The organism is Mesorhizobium sp. M8A.F.Ca.ET.208.01.1.1 (assembly GCF_004791315.1).
Classification (GTDB): Bacteria; Pseudomonadota; Alphaproteobacteria; order Rhizobiales; family Rhizobiaceae; genus Mesorhizobium.
Genome location: NZ_SRUT01000001.1, coordinates 701,361 through 718,940, shown reverse-complemented (window position 1 = coordinate 718,940; position 17,580 = coordinate 701,361). Strand labels below are relative to the sequence as shown.

Genomic DNA, 17,580 nt, shown 5'->3' with positions numbered 1-17,580 from the left:
GCCAGCGGCCAAGGTGAACGTGAGATAGGCGGTCATGCCGCGTCGTCCGGTAGCTTGCCGCCGGGCACCACCGTCAACAAGGGCTTGGCGTCCTGCAGAAAGCTGACCACGATTGAGCCGGCAAACAACGGCTCTAAGCGCACCCGAACCTGTTCGGCCAGGTCCGGCATGATCTGCTGACTTCCGTCGCCGCGCTTGTTGGCGTCAGTCATGGCGCAGATAATGAAGCCGGTCAGATGCGCCATGGCCGCGTGTGCCGGATCGCATCCGGGTGCGTTCAATTGGTCCATCGATATCTCGCGCACAAAGCCGCGCGTGACGTGCGCTGACCAGTCCGCATTCTCGGCCTCGAATGGGCCGAGTCCTGGGTTCGGGAAGGTCATTTTGGCCTCCGACCGTTCCGCGTCGTAGCCTCTCGCTGCAAGAACTGCTGCAGTCGGGTGAGCGCGATATCACCGATGGTCAAGTCGGAGATCTGTTCCCCGCCCGGCAACTGCAGGACGATAGGTGTGCGCTGGTTGCCTGCGCCCGACGGTGCAACAGACGAAACCAGCCCGCCGCCAGCGTATCTCGGGATCGCCATTGAGCGATTGAAGTTGTCGACGAAGCCGCCAAGCGAGAACCCGCGCAGCGCGTCGAGCGGGATAGCCCCTTGGTTGAGCGCATTGAAGAAGTTGAGGCCGTACTTCCGCACAGCTCGCGCTTGCATGACGAATTCGGTGTCGGACAACCAAGCCAAGATGGAATCGCTCGTCGGACCGCCGGGACCGCTGACGAAGCCGCCGCCGGCAAAGCCACCATGTGAGCCACCGGACTGCGAAGCCGACGAGGAGCCGGCCTGTGCGCGCAACGACGAGGCTGCCGCTGCGGCCTCCCGCAATGCCGACAGGATGCGCGCGATCGCGGACTCGATCTGACTGGCGAGGCTGGTGACAATGCCTTGCAGGCCCGTAAAGCCGCCTTGCAGCAGTGCCCGGATGCCGTTGAGGATGGCGCTGAACTTTCCGGGCAGCGTCGTGAACGGTGCCACGATAGCCTCTGCGGCGGCCTGAGCGGCACCAGCGTCAAGATTGCCGAGCGAACTGTTGAACCCGCTGGCGGCCTCCTGTGCAGCCGGCGCGATTGCGCTGATGCTGTTGGTGATTTCATCCGAGACACCGCCCACAGCATTGCTGGTGTCGTCGACGCTGGACTTCAAGCTGTCGAGAGCCTGCTTCCCCTGTTCGGTGCGCTGGGCGATACCGTTGACGACGTTGAAAGTCTCGGCGGTAAGCTTGTCGCCGCCGCCTCGGATGACCGTAATCGTCTGGCCCAACGCCTCAACCTTGGCCTTCGTCGTGTCGGCAGCGGCTCCCGCATTGGTGAGTCCCGCGTTGGCATCGGTGCCAAGAGCCTGGAAGCCGGCACCAGCCTGGCGCGCCTGGAAGGCGGCATCGGTGATCTTACCGGTGAGCAGATCGAGGAAGTCCGCCGACGGCTTGATCTTGTCCTGCAAACCGGTGGCCTTGTCGGTCAAGTGCACAAAGGCATCCGCTGCGGCGTTGAGTTCGGGATTGGCGGCGCCGATCTTCTTAATCGCGGCGAGATAGGCCTCGAGGCTCCCACCGGCGGCGAAGTCCCGAAGGGCTTGGCTGAAGGGGTTTTCCTTGGCTGGCGCGGCGGCCAGGTCGCGCAGGCGCTTGATCTCGGCTTCGAATGCCGGCACCAAGTCTTGCAAGGCCGCACGCTGTTGAATGATCAGACCGTTGCGAATCTCGTCGGTCATGTTTTTGACGGCATTGCCGGCCCGCCCGTAGGCGTCCTTAACGCCCTCGACCAAGCCCTCGTGACGCTGGAGTGCTGCCGTAGCCTGGTCTGTGCGCGTCGCCCAAAGCAGGATGCCGCTGCCGATGAGGGTGATTGCCGCGATCCAAGGATTTGCCCTGGCCAAGCCGAACAGCAAGACAACGGCATCCTTCGCCGCGATGACGGCAGAGTAGAGCGCCTTGAAGCCGCCCGTGATCTGCCCGGCAATAAGCACCAGCCCGATAGCGTCGCCAGAAACGTGGGTGCCGAAAATGCCGTTGAGCGCCGTTGCCGTCAGGTCGAGCCCGGCGCGCAACTTGTCGATCGCGGCAAGAACGATGGTGGACGCTTGGGCCATCGATTGCCCGAAGGCGATGGCGCCGTCTCTCCATTCCAAAACCCATTTGTTCGACACATCCGCGTCATTGCCGGTCAGGGCGTTGACGAAATCGAGCATGAGCGGAAGAGCCTTGGTGGCGATGTCTTGGGCAAAGCCTTGGATGGCGGGCCGAAGCTGCTTGATCCGTTCTGTCAACGCCGTGGCGGCTTGAGTGATGGCAGGCGCAAACAGCAGACCAAGCTGAAGTTTCACGCCGCCGGCTGCAGCAGACACGCTGTCGAGCGCGTCGCCGAGATTGTCACCAATCTTTGCCTGGGCATCGGTAAGCGTGACGCCGAGCGCCTTCGCTTCCGCGCCAAGGTCGATGAGGCCCTTCTTGCCTTCGTTGAGAAACGGCAGCAACTTCGCGCCGCTCTTTCCGAATAGCTGAATTGCCAGGGCCGATTTCAATGCACCGTCTGGTAGTTTGGAAAAAGCGTCGGCGAGGTCGAGCAGGACGACGTCCGGGGTGCGCAAATTGCCCGCCGAATCGCGGATGGAAACGCCGAGTTTCTTGAACAACTCGATTGCCGACTTCGAACCGTTGGCAGCCGCACCAAGCGTCTTGTTCAACTTCGACATGCCGGCGTCGAGGTCGGCCTGTTCGAGGTTGCTCATTTTCGCAGCAAAGGCGAGTTCGGTATATGCCTGGGTGGTGACACCAGCGCTTTGCGCAGCCTTGCCAGCCTGGTCGGCGGCTTCGCCAGCCGAAGACGCCAATTCCAACACAGCGGCGCCGGCGCCCGCCGCAGCGGCGGTGATGGCCGTTCCCAGGATGGCGACGTTCTGGCCGAATGCGACGAGGTCGGTGCGCGCCTTGCTGAGCGATGCCGACAGCTTTTGGAAATTCACTGATGCCGCGATCTTCTGCAGGTCGCGGAAAGCTCGCTCGCCGGCTTCGCCCATGCTCTTGAGCTGCGCCTCGATCGCGGCGCCGCCTTCCAATGCCACTCTTTGGACAATTGGTGCTTTGGCCATGTGTCAGCCCTCCGGATTTAGATGCTTGAAATAGAGATCGCCCAAGCGGCCCGCGGCGCGCTCGGTGATCTCGCGGATTTGCAGTTTGTCTTTGATCGATGCGCTCGGGATGCCGATGAACAACGGCACCGCCTGTTTGGCGCCAGTGCCTGACGCACCCTTGCGCAATCTCGCGTTGGAAACCTTGCCGACGTTGCCAGCCGCGCGCTGTCGTGCCGAGACCCCTATATTGGCCGCCAGGAGTGGCGCCTTGCCAGGGCGTTCGATTGTGAATAGCGGACCTATCTGCCGGACGTACAAAGCCGGCGTCATTTTCTGCCGGCCGATCCTCTTCGGTGTCGACGGCAGAGGTAGCCACAGGAGCGGCTTGCCGCCGATCTCACCGCCAGTCTCGAAAATATTGCTGTGACGGACTTTCGAATAAAGCACCGCGGCGGCGTCTATCGAGTTCCGGTCGGTCGGATAGATCTGCCCGCGAAACGTGTTCTGGAAACGGTTGGAGAAGCCGGCAGAGGCCATGTTCTGCCGGCCTTCACGCTTCACGATGTCGGCGAGTTCCTTCATGGCGCCAGTGCCGGCAGCGGCGATCGGGTCCTTGATCGACGCCATCGCGGAGGCGAACTCGCCCTTGCCATAGCTGTACCGGAAGCGCGCGGTCATGGTGCTGTTGCTGCACTACGGTTGATACTGGACATGTCGAGCCCCTTTCCTTCCGTTGATCCTTTAGTGCCGCGCCAACGATAGGGCCGGCGAAGGCGAATTCCGTTGCGCTCCAAGGCGCCAGCATCAGAGCATCGTCACCGCGAGGATGACGCCGCAGGCCAGAGCGAAGACGAGCCAGTGCAAATGTCTCTCAATGCTCCGTTTCAGACTGAGGATGCAGCGAGGCAAGGCGGCGTACTGCCAAGCGGTAGGCCCTCGGCGTTTCCAGCCGGATCGTGGCGCTAACTTGCTTGGCGTTCGGATCGCTCTCCCGGCGGCCAAGGACGTCGAAGCAGCAGAGGAACGCGAAGGCGGCCATCTCCTGCCCGGTCATTTCGCGGAGGTCCATGCTTTTTCAGGGCCTCACTTGAAGACCGAGGCGAGCGTTCGCCTTGTCGATCGCGGCTTCCCACGACTTATCGATGGCAGCCTGGTCGCGGGCTGTCGCCGATGCGCCTTGAAAATGGCTCTCGACGCTCGCGCCGCCGCCATAAGTCCTTAGGGCCGTCGCTTCGTAGGCAGAGACGCGCTCCGCCTGAAGCTGAGCAAATGCCGCCTTTTGGGTAGTTCCGGCTTTGATAAACGCAAGTACCCGCTCCGGTTTTCCCATCATCGCGCAGGTGGCAGCCATGTCGGTCATCTCGCGGCGAATGGCTTCTGCCTGGACGGCCCATGTGGCGTCGATGGCCGAGAAATGCTGGAGTGAAGGCGCCCAATCGGCGGCCGGCATATCATCCAGCTGCGCCGCGTTCCAGATTTCGGCGAAAGCCAGGTTCGACGCCATCTGCTGGCCCTTGAACTGTGCATCGAATGAAGCGGCCAACGCCTCGACGGCCTTGTCGTGCGACCGGACGAACTGCCAGAACTTCATTGCCATCGTGGCCGGGGTTTCCAGGATCGGCGGCGGCGGCGGCGGAGCCCATCCCCCGGCCAGCATGCTGGCGATCGGATTGGAATAGCGGGAATAGTCAAATGCCGCGGCACGCACCGCCGGCGCGGCCAGCACTTTGGTGGCGTACTTTTTCGCTACCGCCTGTTCGGGGTTCATCCAGGTCTCAGCCGTGACCTCGGCCTCGATCTCGGCGCGGGCGCGGCCCGTGCGTGCCGTGTAAATGTCGACCATGTTGTTGTCGGTTGCCTTGAGGCTCTCGAGATTCTTCTCATGGTCGTCGACATTGCCGATCGAAACCATACTCGCCCGGTGGACCATCATCAGCGTGCCGGTGTTCATCGTTATGGTGTCGCCGGCCATCGCAATGAGCGAACCCGCCGAGGCTGCGACGCCGTCAATGGTGACATCCACCTTGCCGGGATGATCCTTCAGCATGTTGTAGATGGCAACGCCGTGGTCAGCATAACCGCCGCCCGAATTGATGCGGACGCTGATGTCCCTCGTCCCGACCTTTGCCAGGGCGTTCTTGACGTCGATGTCGGTGAAGAACTCCTCGTCCGGCAGGAGCTTGGCGCCGACGGTGCCGAAGAGAACGATTTCGCCTTTGATGAGCACATCCATTTTCTGATTCCTCCTTGGAAAGTTTAGGCCGGCAGCGCGCTGTCGGCCGCAAGAACGGCACGTGGATCCGCGTCGATCCGGCGCAGTATTTCGATGCCCGCAGCCTCGGCGGCACGCAGAAGCGCTTCCTCGGCCATTTCGAGCTCGAGGAGCTCGGCGTCGAGCTTGGCCAGCATCTGCTTGTGTGCTTCAGCAGTCGGACCGTCGCCGGCGGAATATTCTGCGCTGATCTCTGCAGCCAGGCGCTCGCGCATCAGAGGAGCCGCAAAGGCAAGGGCGAAGAAACCCGCGGCGCTTTCGATCACGGCCGGCGCCCTGTAGCCGTCGCGCTCGGTAAAAACGCGGGCGCTGAAAGCGCGCTCGGTCATGTTGGCCACGAAGAGGTCGCTTGAGCGCTTCGGCTTTCGGCACAGGCGCAAATTCGATCGTCGCGCGTTTCGACTTCAACTCGGCGATCTGATTTTGGAGGGCATCGAGCCCGCCTCTGATTTCGACCGCCGCGCTGCGCGTCGCCTTCACCATCCCGGCAAGCTTGGCTACCAAGGCGTTCATGCGATCCTCCCTGTTTCCGCGAAGCGTTCGCAACGGACCAATAGATTCCCTGCCGTGTTGGAGCGCTCCCTGGCGGATTCGAGAGCCGCAGACAGAGAGATGAGCTTTGTTTCCACCATCGCCAGGGCTGCCTTGGCCTGCGTCAGGCGTGGCTGGAACGTCTCCGGATCGCGGACGTGCCGGGCGTTATCCTCAAGATCGGCGATCTGGCGCTTAATGTCGGTCCGCTGGCCGATCAGCGCGTTGTGTTCGTCGGTCATTTTGGTGAGCCCCCCCAACTCGCGGGTTCTGATCCTGCGGATGTGATCCATCCGCGAAAGGTCGATCTTCACTTTAGGTCTCCTTTGCAACTTTAGCGGGTTGTTTAGACTGCTGTTTAGGCTTGTTAAAAAACGTCAGACTGGAGGAGTGTCGGGCTACGCCGTCCCGCATACGGTTTTGTCGTCGGGAGGACCCGCGGGCAGCTCGGCAATCGCGATGCGCAGGCGCTCCAAACCCTCGCCACCGTCCTTTGGGAAGTAGGCGACACGCTGCTTTCCGAGATGCGGAAGCCATGGCCAACCACGCTCGGCATGGATCGTCTTCCATTAACTGAAGGCGACCGCGTGGGATGGAACGGGCTCGAACATCGAAACGAGCCGCTGCAGCCTCTCGTCGACCGTGCAGCCCTTCGCGTCGGCCGCGTCCTGCAACATGAACGACACCGCCTTGAAGCCATTGTTGGCCTGATGCTCGAGTCGGTAGCGCTCGGCGAGGTCACCGCCCTTTGCGATCTCGGCAGCCACAAAGCGGGACGGGGCGCATAGATCCTTGTCAGGTCCCGCGATCAGGAGCGCATAGAGCTTCACGCCCCACAGCGGACCGAACGGAGGCGCATAGGCCCGGGGACTGGCCGCAGTGCCATCGCCGTTCGCAACCGCCCTGAGACGGGCAGCGAACTCCTCTGCAGTCGGAAGCTTTGAACGCCGACCTGCCGGGCGATCGACGGCGCCGGTCAGGAAGTCGGCGACAACCTTGCCAACGAGGTTCGCAGAACGATCGGCACAGGCCATCTTGTAGCCGGCAACCTTCTCCTTTGCGGTCTCGCTTCCCTGGCCGAAAGGAACGTCGTAGTTCGCGAACAAGGTCGCCAGATGATCTTTGACGGTGGTCATGACCCGAACACCTCGTCGAGCGCGTTCATCATTGGGTTGCTTTCTTTTCCCGATCCCTTCTTCGAATGAGGGGGACGCGCGCCCCGCGCGCGCTCTGGAGTGGTGTTGGAAGAAGATGGAGTGGTAGTCGGAACGTCGTTCCGGTCCTTGAGGAACGTGGTTCCGGTCTTACCGGAACGTGGTTCCGGCCCTTCGGCGGGCAAGGCCGGAACGTCGTTCCGGTCGTCAGGCCAAATCGCGAAGTATTCGTAATTGCTCCAACGGCGACCCTTGAAGCCGTGCAGACGGCGTTCAAGCCATCCATTTTCAACGGCGATTTCCGTGTGCTTGCGGATGGCCCGGTCTGTAAGGCCAGTGGCAACTGCCAGCTGCTCTTGCGTTGGGTAGCAACCACCACCGACATCGTTCATGAAGCAAGAGAGGCTCAGCAGCAAATGCCGTGTAGTCGGCGGCAGGTCCGACTTGATGATTGCGTGGCGCCATGTCCAAGAGCGAGAGGCGGGAGCGCTCATGCAGATGGCCTTCCGATAGCCTCGGTGACTACATCGCGCACGCGGCCAAGTGCATCGAGCATGCGGTCGGCTGCTTCCTCGCCAGCCGCACGCTGGTCGCATTTCGCGGCCATCCAACGGACAATGCGGAGCACCTCTCGGAAGTCCATCGCAACTTCTTCGAAGTTGCTGACGATCTCGGCGTCAGTGAGCCTGGTCACGATGAACATCAGGCACCCCTGCAAATGGACGGACCCCCGCCAGCGAACGGCCCGGAAGCCTTCGCCGACGGGAGCGGATCGCCATGATCCAGCTCACGGTTCGCTTGAGCGCTTTCCAACGCCCGCAGACTGGCGCCGAGGGGACGCAGCGAACCTTTTCGATATTCGGCCGAGCAAATAGCCGTCAGGAATTCCCCTCGCAATGAGCGAAGGTGGTTGGACATCGCCGAGAAAACGCTAATGTTTTCAATTGCACTGGTCGGGGCGGTTGGACAAGCTAAGTTGTTGAAAAGCTTGGAAACCGTCACGCCCCTTGGGCGTACCAGATCTTTCAAGCACTGAGCTCCGTTTTGAGACGATGCGTCGAATATCCGACGAATAACGCCAGTGAATTTGCTTGAACAGTTCGGCTGCGGACGGAGGAATACCGGCGCCGGCTTTCCATGGTGTCCAGCCCTTGGTCGGCGGTCCTTCAGTCCGTGGTCGCGCACGCAGTGCCTCCAATTCGAACGTCTGGTAATCGCGCTGATTATCCATGAAAGCCGTGCAAAGAGAGGTTGACGTTTGCGAGGGACCGTTCAGCGGACCGCTCGTTCATGCTTTGTTGGGACTATTTGCTCATCATCCCTGGCGGCAGAGGGGACCGGTGCCGATGGAACGACTATCTTTTGGACGAGTCTGCGGTGTAACGACCGTCGTGCTGATCGCCATTTGGGGCGTGCAGAAAGCCGGCGATCATATATGGCCGAGGCATCCAGCCGCCGTCGTAAACTCGGCATTGGTGCCGGAATACGAACTGAGGCGTCAAAGAGACGAGGCATGGATAAAGCGTTACGCGCTTTGGCTGACCTAGCGCCGAACAGGAATTAACCTCCTATACACCTTCCGCCTTGCACGGCAGTGATCGCGGTGCTTTGGATATCCTCTCTGTCCGTTGGGAGGGTTGGGGGCGTGGATGCGATACAGCAGATCGCCGACCTGTTCGGCCTGAAGGCGGTCGCGATCGGCCTGCTGATCTTCATTCCGCTGGAACGGCTGTTTCCGTTGCGGCGGCTGCAACGGATTTTTCGCAAGGGCTTTTTCAACGACCTGTCCTACGCGGCCTTCAACGGCTTCGTCGTCAACTTCGTCGGCGGCCTGATCTTCGTGCCGATCTTCAGCGCGCTCGCCTTGCTGGTGCCGGACAGGGTGACGACGGGGGTGGCGGGCCAGCAGACCTGGATGCAGGTACTGGAAATCATCGTGCTGACCGACCTTGGCGTCTACGCCGCGCACCGCACCTTTCATGCCGTCCCGATCCTCTGGCGCTTCCATGCCATCCATCACAGCGTCGAGGAAATGGACTGCCTCGCCGCCTTCCACGTCCACCCCGTCGACCAGATCGTCACCAAGGCAACGGCGCTGCTGCCGGTGTTCCTGCTCGGCTTCAGCGGCGAGGCCATCGCGCTCTATTCGGTGATTTATATGGGGCACACGATGCTGGTCCATTCCAACACCAAGATCGGCTTCGGGCCGCTGACCTGGCTGATCGCCGGTCCGCAGTTCCATCACTGGCACCATGCCGGCGAGCGAGCCGCCTATGACCGCAACTTCGCCGGCCAACTGGCGCTCATCGACCTGGTGTTTGGCACCTATCGCGTGCCTACAGCCTCAATGCCGGCCAAGTACGGCGTCGACGATCCGATCCCCTCAAACATCTTTGGCCAGATCGGTTATCCCCTGGTACCGCGCAAGGCGGTCACGACCGGGGATAGACCGCGGTCGGAACCGTGAAGCTTGCGCTACGGTTAGATGATTGCGCACTCCTAATTTAGACGATGCTTGCGCTCCTGCCGTGATTACGCGATGCTCAGTTGGGGCAAATGGGGGCGGGTTTTGCGTAGATACCGACATTTCGTGTACGTCGCGCACCGCGGCGGCGCATGACCACAGACCTATTTCTCACTGGCGTCGCCGCTTTTTCCATCCTCATCCCAATCTACTTCATCCTCAAATGACAACCCGGGTCTCGGCTCTTTCGCTCGTGGCGGGATGGTCGATCGGCGCGGCAAAAACGAGCTTGCGAGGCCGCAACGGCGCGCTCCTCATGGCCACCAACGCCAGTCTATCAGACCTCGGTCTCTCTCCCGATCCTACGCGGCGAATGCCTGGCCGATGCGATTTGGCGGGGGCGGCACCATGTCGATAATATCGCGGGTTACGACGTCGGCTGCAGCCATGCCTTCGCGCTGACCGCTCGGCTCCTCTATCTTGTCGAGCGGGCGGGCCGGTGATTAAATGGATGCGAAAGGAGCGCTCATATGACGGTTCACCTTTCGGCCGATGTACGCGCTCCCGCGGCAACGCCCCCAAAATATCTCTTTGGTCCGCTCGCGGATTTTCTGATGCTTGGCGGCAGCGCATTCCTGATATTGCCGGCGCTGTACTTCGTGCCACTGAGGTACGAAAGTCTGGTGGCGGCGACGATGCTCTTCCTGGCTTATGTGATCAACTATCCGCACTTCGCCCACTCATACCAACTCTTCTACCGCAATTTCGGACGGAAGCTGCGCGGCGACGGCTACGACAGGAACCTCCAGCTCCGCTACATCTTCGCCGGCATCGTCGTTCCCCTGCTCATGGGCGCATTTTTTGCCTACGGCTCGATCACGGCGAACGCCCGGCTGCTGGGAAACGCAACCAACGCGATGTTCTTTTTCGTCGGCTGGCACTACGTCAAGCAAGGCTACGGCATGTTGATGGTGGATGCCGTCCTGAAGCGCAGGTTCTTCACCGATCCGGACAAGAAAATCCTGCTGATCAACAGCTATGCCGTCTGGCTGTTCGCATGGCTTCAGACCAACACGGCGGTCAGCCGGGGAAAGTACCTGGGACTGGAGTATTATACGTTTGCCACCCCTGCATGGCTCAATGCGATTGCGCTGTCGGCCGCGGCCGCGTCAACGGCCGCCACTGCCGTGATGCTGATCAATCGTTGGGGCAGGAATGGCGGCAGCCTGCCATATAACGGCGTCATCGCCTACGTCGCGTCGCTCTATCTCTGGATTCTGATTGTAAGGACAAATCCGCTCTGGCTGCTCGTGGTGCCGGCGCTCCATTCCTTGCAGTACCTGGCGGTGGTATGGCGCTACCAGAGCAATGTCGAGCGTGACGGGCGCGATGCCGAGAAAGTTCCGCCGTCCGGAATCCTGTCCATTCTTGGTCCGGCCTACAGGGTGCGGCTTCTGGAGTTCATCAGTGCTGGCCTCCTCCTCGGCGGTCTGGGTTTCTGGCTGATTCCGACCGCGCTGACGGCCCTTATCCCCTATGACCAGGAGGTGCTGGGATCGTCGCTGTTCTTCTTCATCGTGTTGATTTTCATCAACGTGCACCACTATTTCCTGGACAATGTGATGTGGCGCCGCGGCAATCCCGAGGTCTCGAAATATCTGTTCCGATAGAGCTTTTTGCGGCCACGCGGAATCGCTCGGCGTGACGCGGAAATGAACCGGGAATGGGATTTACTTCCGCCCGAGCCAGTCCATTGCTTCGGAATTTTGGAGGCCTCGCCTCGGAATCGAACCGAGGCTTCCGAGATTTGCAGTCTCTAGCGTAGCCGCTCCGCCACGAGGCCATGCGTGCTTTGGTAACGTGCAGAAGTTTAAAGATTCTTCATGTCTTGGGTAAAAGTTTCGGCAACACCCCATTGCGGAAAAGAGCCTGACCACGGGGCTCGAGGCCAGCAGCTTCGTGGTCAGACTGCGTGTCTAACTGCCGACCAGCGGCACGGTCACCGTCGTCGCGTAATTGATCGGGAAGTCGTCGAAGTATGGGAAGTCTATGACGAAGGCATAGGTGGCGGTCAGATGCGCCATGCGAAAGCCGCCGCTCGCCGGATCGATGGCGATCGTGACGTTGACATCGTGAAGGCCCAGGGCCTGCAATTTCTGCGTCGCGATCGACTGGAGGGCAGTTTGGGACAACGTGTTGTTAAGTTGCAGGGACCGTGCGGACGCCTCCAGCGTGTAGCGAACGCTGGAGGCCGAATTCATCGACCAGCCGAAGGCGAAGATTCCGAATAGCAGCATGATAAGGAACGGTGCGATGAGCGCGAATTCGAGCGCGGCTCCGCCCGATCGATCGGCCTTGAAGCCTCCCGCATTACCGAACACGGATCAGCTCCTGCTGGCCGATCGTGCTGGGGGCGGAAAAGACGCCGAAGGTGAAGGGAGGTGTCCATGTCGCCGATGCGTCGATCTGGACAAAGACCGACGGTGCCTTCGGCCCGCTGCACAAGGTCGAAGCGTCGACCACGGTCGTTCCGCATTTGTAGATCCGGCTCAGCGTGACCTGACCGTCGTCCGGCATCCTCTCCCAGTTCGCCAGTGCTGCGGCCTGCGTCGCGCTGTCGTCGGCCGAGCCCGCCAAGAGCATGTTCGCTGCCGTCTTCACGCTGGCGCGCATCGACAGCGAACTCGTGACGTATGACCAGCCGTCGGCTATGCCGAGCAGTACCAGACACAGGATGGGCAAGACCATCGCGAACTCAACCGCGGCAGTGCCCGCGTCTTCGCGAATGGCTGGAATCAATCGATAGGCCCCGGGCTTCATTCGACAATCGCGACTGACGCCGCCGCCGGGAGGTCCTTCATTCCCAGACTCGAGCAGTCCTGATTGATCGTGGAATGGCCGGACCACTGGATAGTGTCGGCGACAACCTGTGTGCAGCCATTCTTGCCTGAGAAGTTGCCCAGGTAGTTGACTTGCTGCTTGGAGAAATAGATGGCGCCTGTCAGCAAGGAATCTGCAGTACCGTTGAAGGTGCTCTGCGCCGCCATGCCTGTCCTGTCACCGTAGAACAGCATACCGGAATAGGTGCCCGACTGAGGCGCGCTGAGCGTCACGGTCGCATTCCCGTTCATGCTGACGGTGCTGCTGCCCGCCATGAAGATGGTGACGCCGCTGCCCGTGACGACCGCTCCCGCGTTGATCTTCAAATTCCCCTGAACGACATAGACGCCGGGCGAAAGCGTGACATTTCCGGAGAGGTCCATGCCACTGCAATAAGTCCCGGGCTGGATTGTTTGCGTCGTCTTATTATTTTTGAGAGTCTGGCATGGGTTGCTGGCGGCAGGCGCTGGCACGCTGGCGAACGGATCGGGTATGGGCAAGGCCTGGGTGATCGGCGCCTTGCAGATCGTGGTCACCGGATTGTTCAGCACGACGCCGCCCGCCGAGATCAGGCAGTCGGCCTGGAGAGCCGCCGATCCCTGCACCTTAATGGCGTCTTGGGCGATCGAATTCGTCATGATGACGCAGCCGGTGAGCTTCATGCTGGCGCTGCCGGAGACGAGCACCGACTGCGAGGCCGAGGGATCGAGCGCCCGGAGGCAGGCCTTGGATGCGTCAGTGATGAGCGCCACCGCCCTCGCCTGTTCTGGAACCTGACTCTGGGTGAAGATCAGGGTGAACATACGATTGAGCTTTTGGCCGACGATAACTTCAACCGCTTTCTTGGCCGTGTTCGGCCCGGATGCCGGCGGTGTATTGACGACGATCGTGCCGGCGCCAAGACCATTCGTTGCAGCAGACTGGGTCGCGGCAGCGACGATCGTCGGCGTATCCGAACCCGAGATCTGCTCCAGTGCGCCGGCATAGGCCGCGGCATCCGCCGTGGCCTGCAGTCTCAAGCTGTTATAGTACCAATAGGAGGTTTCCACGCCAAAACCCGCCGCACCGACAACGATCGGCAAGGTGAGGGCAAAGATGGTGGCGACATTCGCCGATCTGCTGCGGCGCATGCTGGCCGCCATGAGCCGGATTCGGGTGAAGCAGTTGAACGCCATAATCCATTAGAAAACACGCATGTATGAATGAACGCTAAAAACTTTGGCTCATTTTTGATGAAGGCCGCCATTCTTAATGGGTGCACGCGGCCATCTGGACGAACAGGGGGCCAACGGACGGGGCGCCGGCTGTTTACCGTTCCCGGACGAAACGACCACGCCGCGCTGCATGGGGGAGCCGGTATGGGGACAGGATCAAGCGGCCCGGCTTAGGACCTATCACCGCGAACTGGGATCAGCGCCGTCTGGCCCCAACAACATGCGACGGCACCGGCAGTGGCCGACTCGAAGGATGAGCCAAGAAAACTCGAACCAGTAGCGCGATCTTTGGGATGATATCTGCTTCAGGCGGAAAGAACTGGAGCTGGCTCAGCAACCGACCCAGCCAACAGTTCTCTTTGTACGGCAACGAAAAACCTGCGTACTTCGTCACTGGCCGCCGTTCTGTCCCTGCCCGTCCCGACAACGAGATCGAGCAACTCCGCCGCTTTTGCCTTCCAGAACGAGGTGGCGGTCTCGCCATGCAGATTGCCGAGCCTGGCGGCAACTTCCCTGACCAAGAATAACTGACGATCGATCGGGAACGCACGGACTTTTTCTGGGGACATCTTCCGAACCATGAAACTGACGCAACGAATCAACCATTGCCGAACAAGCAATGGCTAACCGCGAAAGTGGAAACGGAAGCTTAACGGCGCCGGCCAATGCATTCCCCGCACGCGAATTGTCATACGCACTCGAAGCTGAACTGGTTTACGCCATTCGGCGCGGCTCTCAAGCCTGCAGTGCTCGCGCCTCACCGCCGCGCTTGCGTGGCGCCATCATGTCGCCCGCCATAAGTCCGGTGACGCGGCAGAACGCCATGAACGCCCGGCAGGCGTCTTCGGTCTTGACCACATCGACGGTCGCGCCAAAACAGGCATTGAAGGCTTTCTGATACACGGGCCCCTGCCGGCGTGCCGGCCAGTCCTGCAGAAAATCGAGCGCCTGCTCGACGCCGTAGATTTCCTCGACGGGCAAGCCGGGGCCTGGTGCAATGCGCACCGGCACCTCGAATTGCAATCTGTCCATCCGACATCTCCCGAACCGGCATAGTCCCATGCAACGCCGCTCGTCGTAAAAAGTTGCTCGAAGCATCTTATGCCGTGAGAATGTGTCGCTACTGCGGAAGCGGACGTTTTGCCGCGGTCAACCGCGGCCGTTTGCTACGGCAAGGACTCAGACGCCCGTGAACTTTCGAACACGGGCGTCTTGAACCCTTCGGTCACTGGTTAGCCGGATCGGTCTCCGCGTCGAAGGCCATCCGCGCCACCGTCAGCAGAACGTAGGCTGACGGCAAGGCGAACAGGGCGCCGAGGACGAGCGCTCCGGTTCTCGACAAATAGAGCGTCTCGGCGATCGCCCAATAAACGGTTCCGATACCGATGAGCGCCTGGACGGAAAGAAATGAAGCAGCCGAGGCCGCGCGTGACAGGCTTTTGAATGTCTTGATACGCTGTTGCATTGCATTGATCCGAAAATGACGCGCCGCGCCACCAATGCGCGGCTCTCGGCCGCCGCACGGGTTGCGACGCGAATGGCTTGGAATGGAGGTGAACGTGCGGTCCCGGACCGCTCAGGCTCGCGTGGAGGGAGGCGCACGCGGCTGGTTGGTGCTGACACGGGGCGGGCAGACCGGCCCATGGCCGGCGACAAACATCTCCGGCGACGTCGGGGCGGGGCGACGGAAGACAGCCTGCGGAACCGGGAGGGCCGGATGGCCGCCGGCGAACTTCGCAAGCACCGGCCGGGCGCCGCGAACCTCCAGCGCGTGGGCCTTGTTGGCGACACGCAGCAGCGCTGCGACCTCACCCGACCGTTCAAGGCCAACGCTGGCACCGCCTTGCGCGGCATCCCAGGAAATGGGCGTGTCCGGCCGGCCGAGACACAGCATCGCTAGCAGCACCAGGCCCATCAGACATGAGCAGGCTGCCGTCAGTGGCGATTCAAGGGACTTGATGCGCCTGACCGCCGGGAACGGATGCGATCTCCAAAACATCAATCCGCCTAACGCACGATGGCCACAAAGGAAAGCGAACGCCATGCAAAACCGGGAAAAGGATCGCCTCGGCATGCGAATATCCCGGCGCTGGAGCCGCATCAGGCAGTTCTTCCTTGAACCTTTCGCCCCCAAGTGCCAAATCTGGTGACATCTTAGCGCCAGCACTCCTGCGGCGCGCCACCTTCTATACGGACAAAATGGTCACCTATCTCGACGCCGCCACGGCACCGCTCAGAAACACCGGCCAGATCCGCCTTTATGGCGAGGAAGGCTTTGCCGGCATGCGCAAGGCATGCGACCTCACCGCGCGCTGCCTTGACGAACTGGTGCCGATGGTCGGCCCCGGCGTCACCACCGACACGATCGACCGTTTCGTCTTCGAGTTCGGCATGGACCACGGCGCACTGCCGGCCACGCTCAACTATCGCGGCTATACGAAATCGTCCTGCACCTCGATCAACCACGTCGTCTGTCACGGCATTCCCGACAACAAGCCGCTGAAGGATGGCGATATCGTCAACATCGACGTGACCTACATCCTCGATGGCTGGCACGGCGATTCCTCGCGCATGTATCCGGTCGGCACGATCAAGCGGGCGGCCGAACGCCTTCTCGAGGTCACCCACGAATGCCTGATGCGCGGCATCGCCGCTGTCAGGCCAGGCGCGCGCACCGGCGCCATCGGCGCCGCCATCCAGACTTATGCCGAAGCCGAGCGCTGCTCGGTGGTGCGCGATTTCTGCGGCCACGGAGTCGGCCAGCTGTTCCACGACGCCCCCAACATCCTGCACTACGGCAATGCCAATGAAGGCGTGGAAATGCGCCCCGGCATGATCTTCACCATCGAGCCGATGATCAATCTCGGCCGGCCGCATGTGAAGGTGCTGTCGGATGGCTGGACGGCGGTGACACGCGACCGCTCGTTGTCGGCGCAATATGAGCACACTGTCGGCGTGACCGACACCGGCTGCGAGATCTTCACGCTGTCGCCCAAAAAGCTCGACCGCCCCGGCTTGCCAGCCTAGGAGGCCGCCGCCCTCCATCATCTGGTTTGTTTCGCGCCTATTTCCAGTGTTAGCGTGGCCGCCAGTCTTCGTCCTCGTCCTGGTCTGGGACCAGCGCATTATTTCCCGGCAACTGCGCGGACGGCCATCGCTGACCCTGCCATCGGTGCATGGATCGAAGCGTTCGCGCGGGTAATAGTCGTGCCTTTCCCGATAACGCTCGCGGCGATCCAGCATGCGCAGGATCTCCCGGCTTGCGCGCCCCCCATTGCCGCAACATTGCGCGAAAGTTGGAGACTACTCATTCCTTGCCGACTGGGGAGCAATTCCGGCTGCTCGACGGCTGTGGGCTGATTGACAGCGTTGAAAAGACAAAAGACCTCGACCGCCCCTGTCCGCCGTCCTAGTATTTCGTGGGGATCAGCGATCATTGCTCAGCTGCGGGCTGGATATGGGCGGCACATGGCGACACAAGGCGACGACGATGAGCGGAGTTTCTTCTCCGAGGTGCCGGTGCGGCCGGCGGCGAGAGCCAAGGCGGCAGCCGATGAAAAGCCGCATTATCTCGGCCATCGCGATCGTCTGCGCGAGCGCTTTGCGTCGGCCGGTCCGGATGCCTTGCCCGACTATGAGCTTCTGGAACTCCTGCTCTTCCGCCTGATCCCGCGCGCCGACACCAAACCGGTGGCCAAGGCGCTGCTCGCCCGCTTCGGCACCTTGGCCGAGGTGCTCGGCGCGCCCGTCGGCCTGTTGCAGGAGGTCAAGGGCATCGGCCCGGCCGTGGCGCTCGAACTGAAGGTCGTCGCGGCGACCGCCCAGCGCATGGCGCGCGGCGAGATCCACGGCCGCGAAGTCCTGGCCTCATGGCAGCAGCTTCTCGACTATTGCCGCTCGGCCATGGCGTTCGAGGCGCGCGAGCAATTCCGCATCCTTTG

General features: G+C 61.5%; 20 protein-coding genes, 1 tRNA gene and 1 pseudogene. 4 read left to right on the top strand and 18 right to left on the bottom strand.

Going from position 1 to position 17,580, the window contains the following annotated elements; genetic code table 11:
- Positions 1-32 precede the first annotated feature (32 nt).
- From EN851_RS03560 to EN851_RS36165, 10 genes are all read right to left on the bottom strand, one after another.
- Entirely contained in the window at positions 33-383 is a 351-nt protein-coding gene (locus tag EN851_RS03560; protein ID WP_135928592.1) for a hypothetical protein, read from the bottom strand.
- Complete coding sequence (locus tag EN851_RS03555; protein WP_135928591.1) at positions 380-3,142, bottom strand: hypothetical protein; 2,763 nt, start codon at positions 3,140-3,142, stop codon at positions 380-382. The genes EN851_RS03560 and EN851_RS03555 overlap by 4 nt, the downstream gene beginning before the upstream one ends.
- A 3-nt stretch (positions 3,143-3,145) precedes the next feature.
- Positions 3,146-3,802 (bottom strand): DUF6441 family protein, encoded by a 657-nt coding sequence (locus tag EN851_RS03550; RefSeq protein WP_135928590.1) that lies wholly within the window; start codon positions 3,800-3,802, stop codon positions 3,146-3,148.
- 193 nt (positions 3,803-3,995) lie between these two features.
- Positions 3,996-4,193, bottom strand: a complete 198-nt coding sequence (locus EN851_RS03545) for a hypothetical protein (RefSeq protein ID WP_135928589.1) — start codon at positions 4,191-4,193, stop codon at positions 3,996-3,998.
- A 6-nt stretch (positions 4,194-4,199) separates the two neighbouring features.
- On the bottom strand, positions 4,200-5,357 hold the full coding sequence (locus EN851_RS03540; protein WP_135928588.1) for a head maturation protease, ClpP-related: 1,158 nt from the start codon (positions 5,355-5,357) through the stop codon (positions 4,200-4,202).
- 23 nt (positions 5,358-5,380) lie between these two features.
- Complete coding sequence (locus EN851_RS03535; RefSeq protein WP_135928587.1) at positions 5,381-5,734, bottom strand: hypothetical protein; 354 nt, start codon at positions 5,732-5,734, stop codon at positions 5,381-5,383.
- 171 nt (positions 5,735-5,905) lie between these two features.
- Positions 5,906-6,241, bottom strand: a complete 336-nt coding sequence (locus tag EN851_RS03530; RefSeq protein ID WP_135928586.1) for a hypothetical protein — start codon at positions 6,239-6,241, stop codon at positions 5,906-5,908.
- A 255-nt stretch (positions 6,242-6,496) separates the two neighbouring features.
- A complete protein-coding gene (locus tag EN851_RS03525; protein WP_135928585.1) occupies positions 6,497-7,063 on the bottom strand; it encodes a hypothetical protein in 567 nt (188 codons plus the stop codon).
- A complete protein-coding gene (locus tag EN851_RS03520) occupies positions 7,060-7,575 on the bottom strand; it encodes a helix-turn-helix domain-containing protein (RefSeq protein WP_189521758.1) in 516 nt (171 codons plus the stop codon). Before EN851_RS03520 ends, EN851_RS03525 begins: the two co-directional genes overlap by 4 nt.
- Positions 7,572-7,784: a hypothetical protein gene (locus tag EN851_RS36165; protein ID WP_189521757.1), complete on the bottom strand. Its 213-nt coding sequence runs from the start codon at positions 7,782-7,784 to the stop codon at positions 7,572-7,574. The genes EN851_RS03520 and EN851_RS36165 overlap by 4 nt, the downstream gene beginning before the upstream one ends.
- 942 nt (positions 7,785-8,726) lie before the next feature.
- Here EN851_RS36165 and EN851_RS03510 point away from each other — a divergent pair.
- Positions 8,727-9,548, top strand: coding sequence for a sterol desaturase family protein (locus tag EN851_RS03510; protein ID WP_245520682.1), 822 nt, complete (start codon positions 8,727-8,729; stop codon positions 9,546-9,548).
- Positions 9,549-10,075: 527 nt separating this feature from the next.
- A complete protein-coding gene (locus EN851_RS03505; protein WP_135880521.1) occupies positions 10,076-11,215 on the top strand; it encodes a hypothetical protein in 1,140 nt (379 codons plus the stop codon).
- A 97-nt stretch (positions 11,216-11,312) separates the two neighbouring features.
- Here EN851_RS03505 and EN851_RS03500 read toward each other — a convergent pair.
- The 8 genes from EN851_RS03500 to EN851_RS03465 form a co-directional block, all read right to left on the bottom strand.
- Positions 11,313-11,388, bottom strand: a tRNA-Cys gene (locus tag EN851_RS03500).
- A gap of 133 nt (positions 11,389-11,521) precedes the next feature.
- Complete coding sequence (locus EN851_RS03495; RefSeq protein WP_135921474.1) at positions 11,522-11,926, bottom strand: TadE/TadG family type IV pilus assembly protein; 405 nt, start codon at positions 11,924-11,926, stop codon at positions 11,522-11,524.
- The gene (locus EN851_RS03490) at positions 11,916-12,365 is read right to left on the bottom strand and encodes a TadE/TadG family type IV pilus assembly protein (RefSeq protein WP_127276692.1); all 450 of its coding nucleotides are present in this window, start codon (positions 12,363-12,365) and stop codon (positions 11,916-11,918) included. Before EN851_RS03490 ends, EN851_RS03495 begins: the two co-directional genes overlap by 11 nt.
- The gene (locus EN851_RS03485; RefSeq protein WP_189521756.1) at positions 12,362-13,600 is read right to left on the bottom strand and encodes a pilus assembly protein TadG-related protein; all 1,239 of its coding nucleotides are present in this window, start codon (positions 13,598-13,600) and stop codon (positions 12,362-12,364) included. Before EN851_RS03485 ends, EN851_RS03490 begins: the two co-directional genes overlap by 4 nt.
- Positions 13,601-13,944: 344 nt before the next feature.
- Positions 13,945-14,208, bottom strand: coding sequence for a DUF6074 family protein (locus tag EN851_RS03480; protein WP_127276698.1), 264 nt, complete (start codon positions 14,206-14,208; stop codon positions 13,945-13,947).
- Between the two features lie 166 nt (positions 14,209-14,374).
- Positions 14,375-14,671 carry a DUF982 domain-containing protein gene (locus EN851_RS03475; protein ID WP_127276690.1) on the bottom strand — a complete coding sequence of 99 codons (297 nt, stop codon included), beginning with the start codon at positions 14,669-14,671 and terminating at the stop codon, positions 14,375-14,377.
- A gap of 193 nt (positions 14,672-14,864) precedes the next feature.
- Positions 14,865-15,104, bottom strand: a complete 240-nt coding sequence (locus tag EN851_RS03470) for a hypothetical protein (protein WP_127872640.1) — start codon at positions 15,102-15,104, stop codon at positions 14,865-14,867.
- A 111-nt stretch (positions 15,105-15,215) separates the two neighbouring features.
- The gene (locus EN851_RS03465) at positions 15,216-15,638 is read right to left on the bottom strand and encodes a hypothetical protein (RefSeq protein WP_135928582.1); all 423 of its coding nucleotides are present in this window, start codon (positions 15,636-15,638) and stop codon (positions 15,216-15,218) included.
- A 200-nt stretch (positions 15,639-15,838) separates the two neighbouring features.
- Here EN851_RS03465 and map point away from each other — a divergent pair, with 200 nt between their 5' ends.
- A complete protein-coding gene (gene map, locus EN851_RS03460) occupies positions 15,839-16,666 on the top strand; it encodes a type I methionyl aminopeptidase (protein WP_135880661.1) in 828 nt (275 codons plus the stop codon).
- 441 nt (positions 16,667-17,107) lie between these two features.
- A pseudogene (locus EN851_RS03455) lies at positions 17,108-17,578 on the top strand (UPF0758 domain-containing protein); the annotation flags it as partial.
- Between the last annotated feature and the right edge of the window lie 2 nt (positions 17,579-17,580).

Coding starts and splice junctions, on each gene's coding strand:
- EN851_RS03560 (WP_135928592.1), bottom strand. CDS start 383: ATGACCTTCCCGAACCCAGGACTCGGCCCATTCGAGGCCGAGAATGCG.
- EN851_RS03555 (WP_135928591.1), bottom strand. CDS start 3,142: ATGGCCAAAGCACCAATTGTCCAAAGAGTGGCATTGGAAGGCGGCGCC.
- EN851_RS03550 (WP_135928590.1), bottom strand. CDS start 3,802: ATGACCGCGCGCTTCCGGTACAGCTATGGCAAGGGCGAGTTCGCCTCC.
- EN851_RS03545 (WP_135928589.1), bottom strand. CDS start 4,193: ATGGACCTCCGCGAAATGACCGGGCAGGAGATGGCCGCCTTCGCGTTC.
- EN851_RS03540 (WP_135928588.1), bottom strand. CDS start 5,357: ATGGATGTGCTCATCAAAGGCGAAATCGTTCTCTTCGGCACCGTCGGC.
- EN851_RS03525 (WP_135928585.1), bottom strand. CDS start 7,063: ATGACCACCGTCAAAGATCATCTGGCGACCTTGTTCGCGAACTACGAC.
- EN851_RS03520 (WP_189521758.1), bottom strand. CDS start 7,575: ATGAGCGCTCCCGCCTCTCGCTCTTGGACATGGCGCCACGCAATCATC.
- EN851_RS36165 (WP_189521757.1), bottom strand. CDS start 7,784: ATGTTCATCGTGACCAGGCTCACTGACGCCGAGATCGTCAGCAACTTC.
- EN851_RS03505 (WP_135880521.1), top strand. CDS start 10,076: ATGACGGTTCACCTTTCGGCCGATGTACGCGCTCCCGCGGCAACGCCC.
- EN851_RS03490 (WP_127276692.1), bottom strand. CDS start 12,365: ATGAAGCCCGGGGCCTATCGATTGATTCCAGCCATTCGCGAAGACGCG.
- EN851_RS03485 (WP_189521756.1), bottom strand. CDS start 13,600: ATGGCGTTCAACTGCTTCACCCGAATCCGGCTCATGGCGGCCAGCATG.
- EN851_RS03480 (WP_127276698.1), bottom strand. CDS start 14,208: ATGTCCCCAGAAAAAGTCCGTGCGTTCCCGATCGATCGTCAGTTATTC.
- EN851_RS03475 (WP_127276690.1), bottom strand. CDS start 14,671: ATGGACAGATTGCAATTCGAGGTGCCGGTGCGCATTGCACCAGGCCCC.
- EN851_RS03470 (WP_127872640.1), bottom strand. CDS start 15,104: ATGCAACAGCGTATCAAGACATTCAAAAGCCTGTCACGCGCGGCCTCG.
- EN851_RS03465 (WP_135928582.1), bottom strand. CDS start 15,638: ATGTTTTGGAGATCGCATCCGTTCCCGGCGGTCAGGCGCATCAAGTCC.
- map (WP_135880661.1), top strand. CDS start 15,839: ATGGTCACCTATCTCGACGCCGCCACGGCACCGCTCAGAAACACCGGC.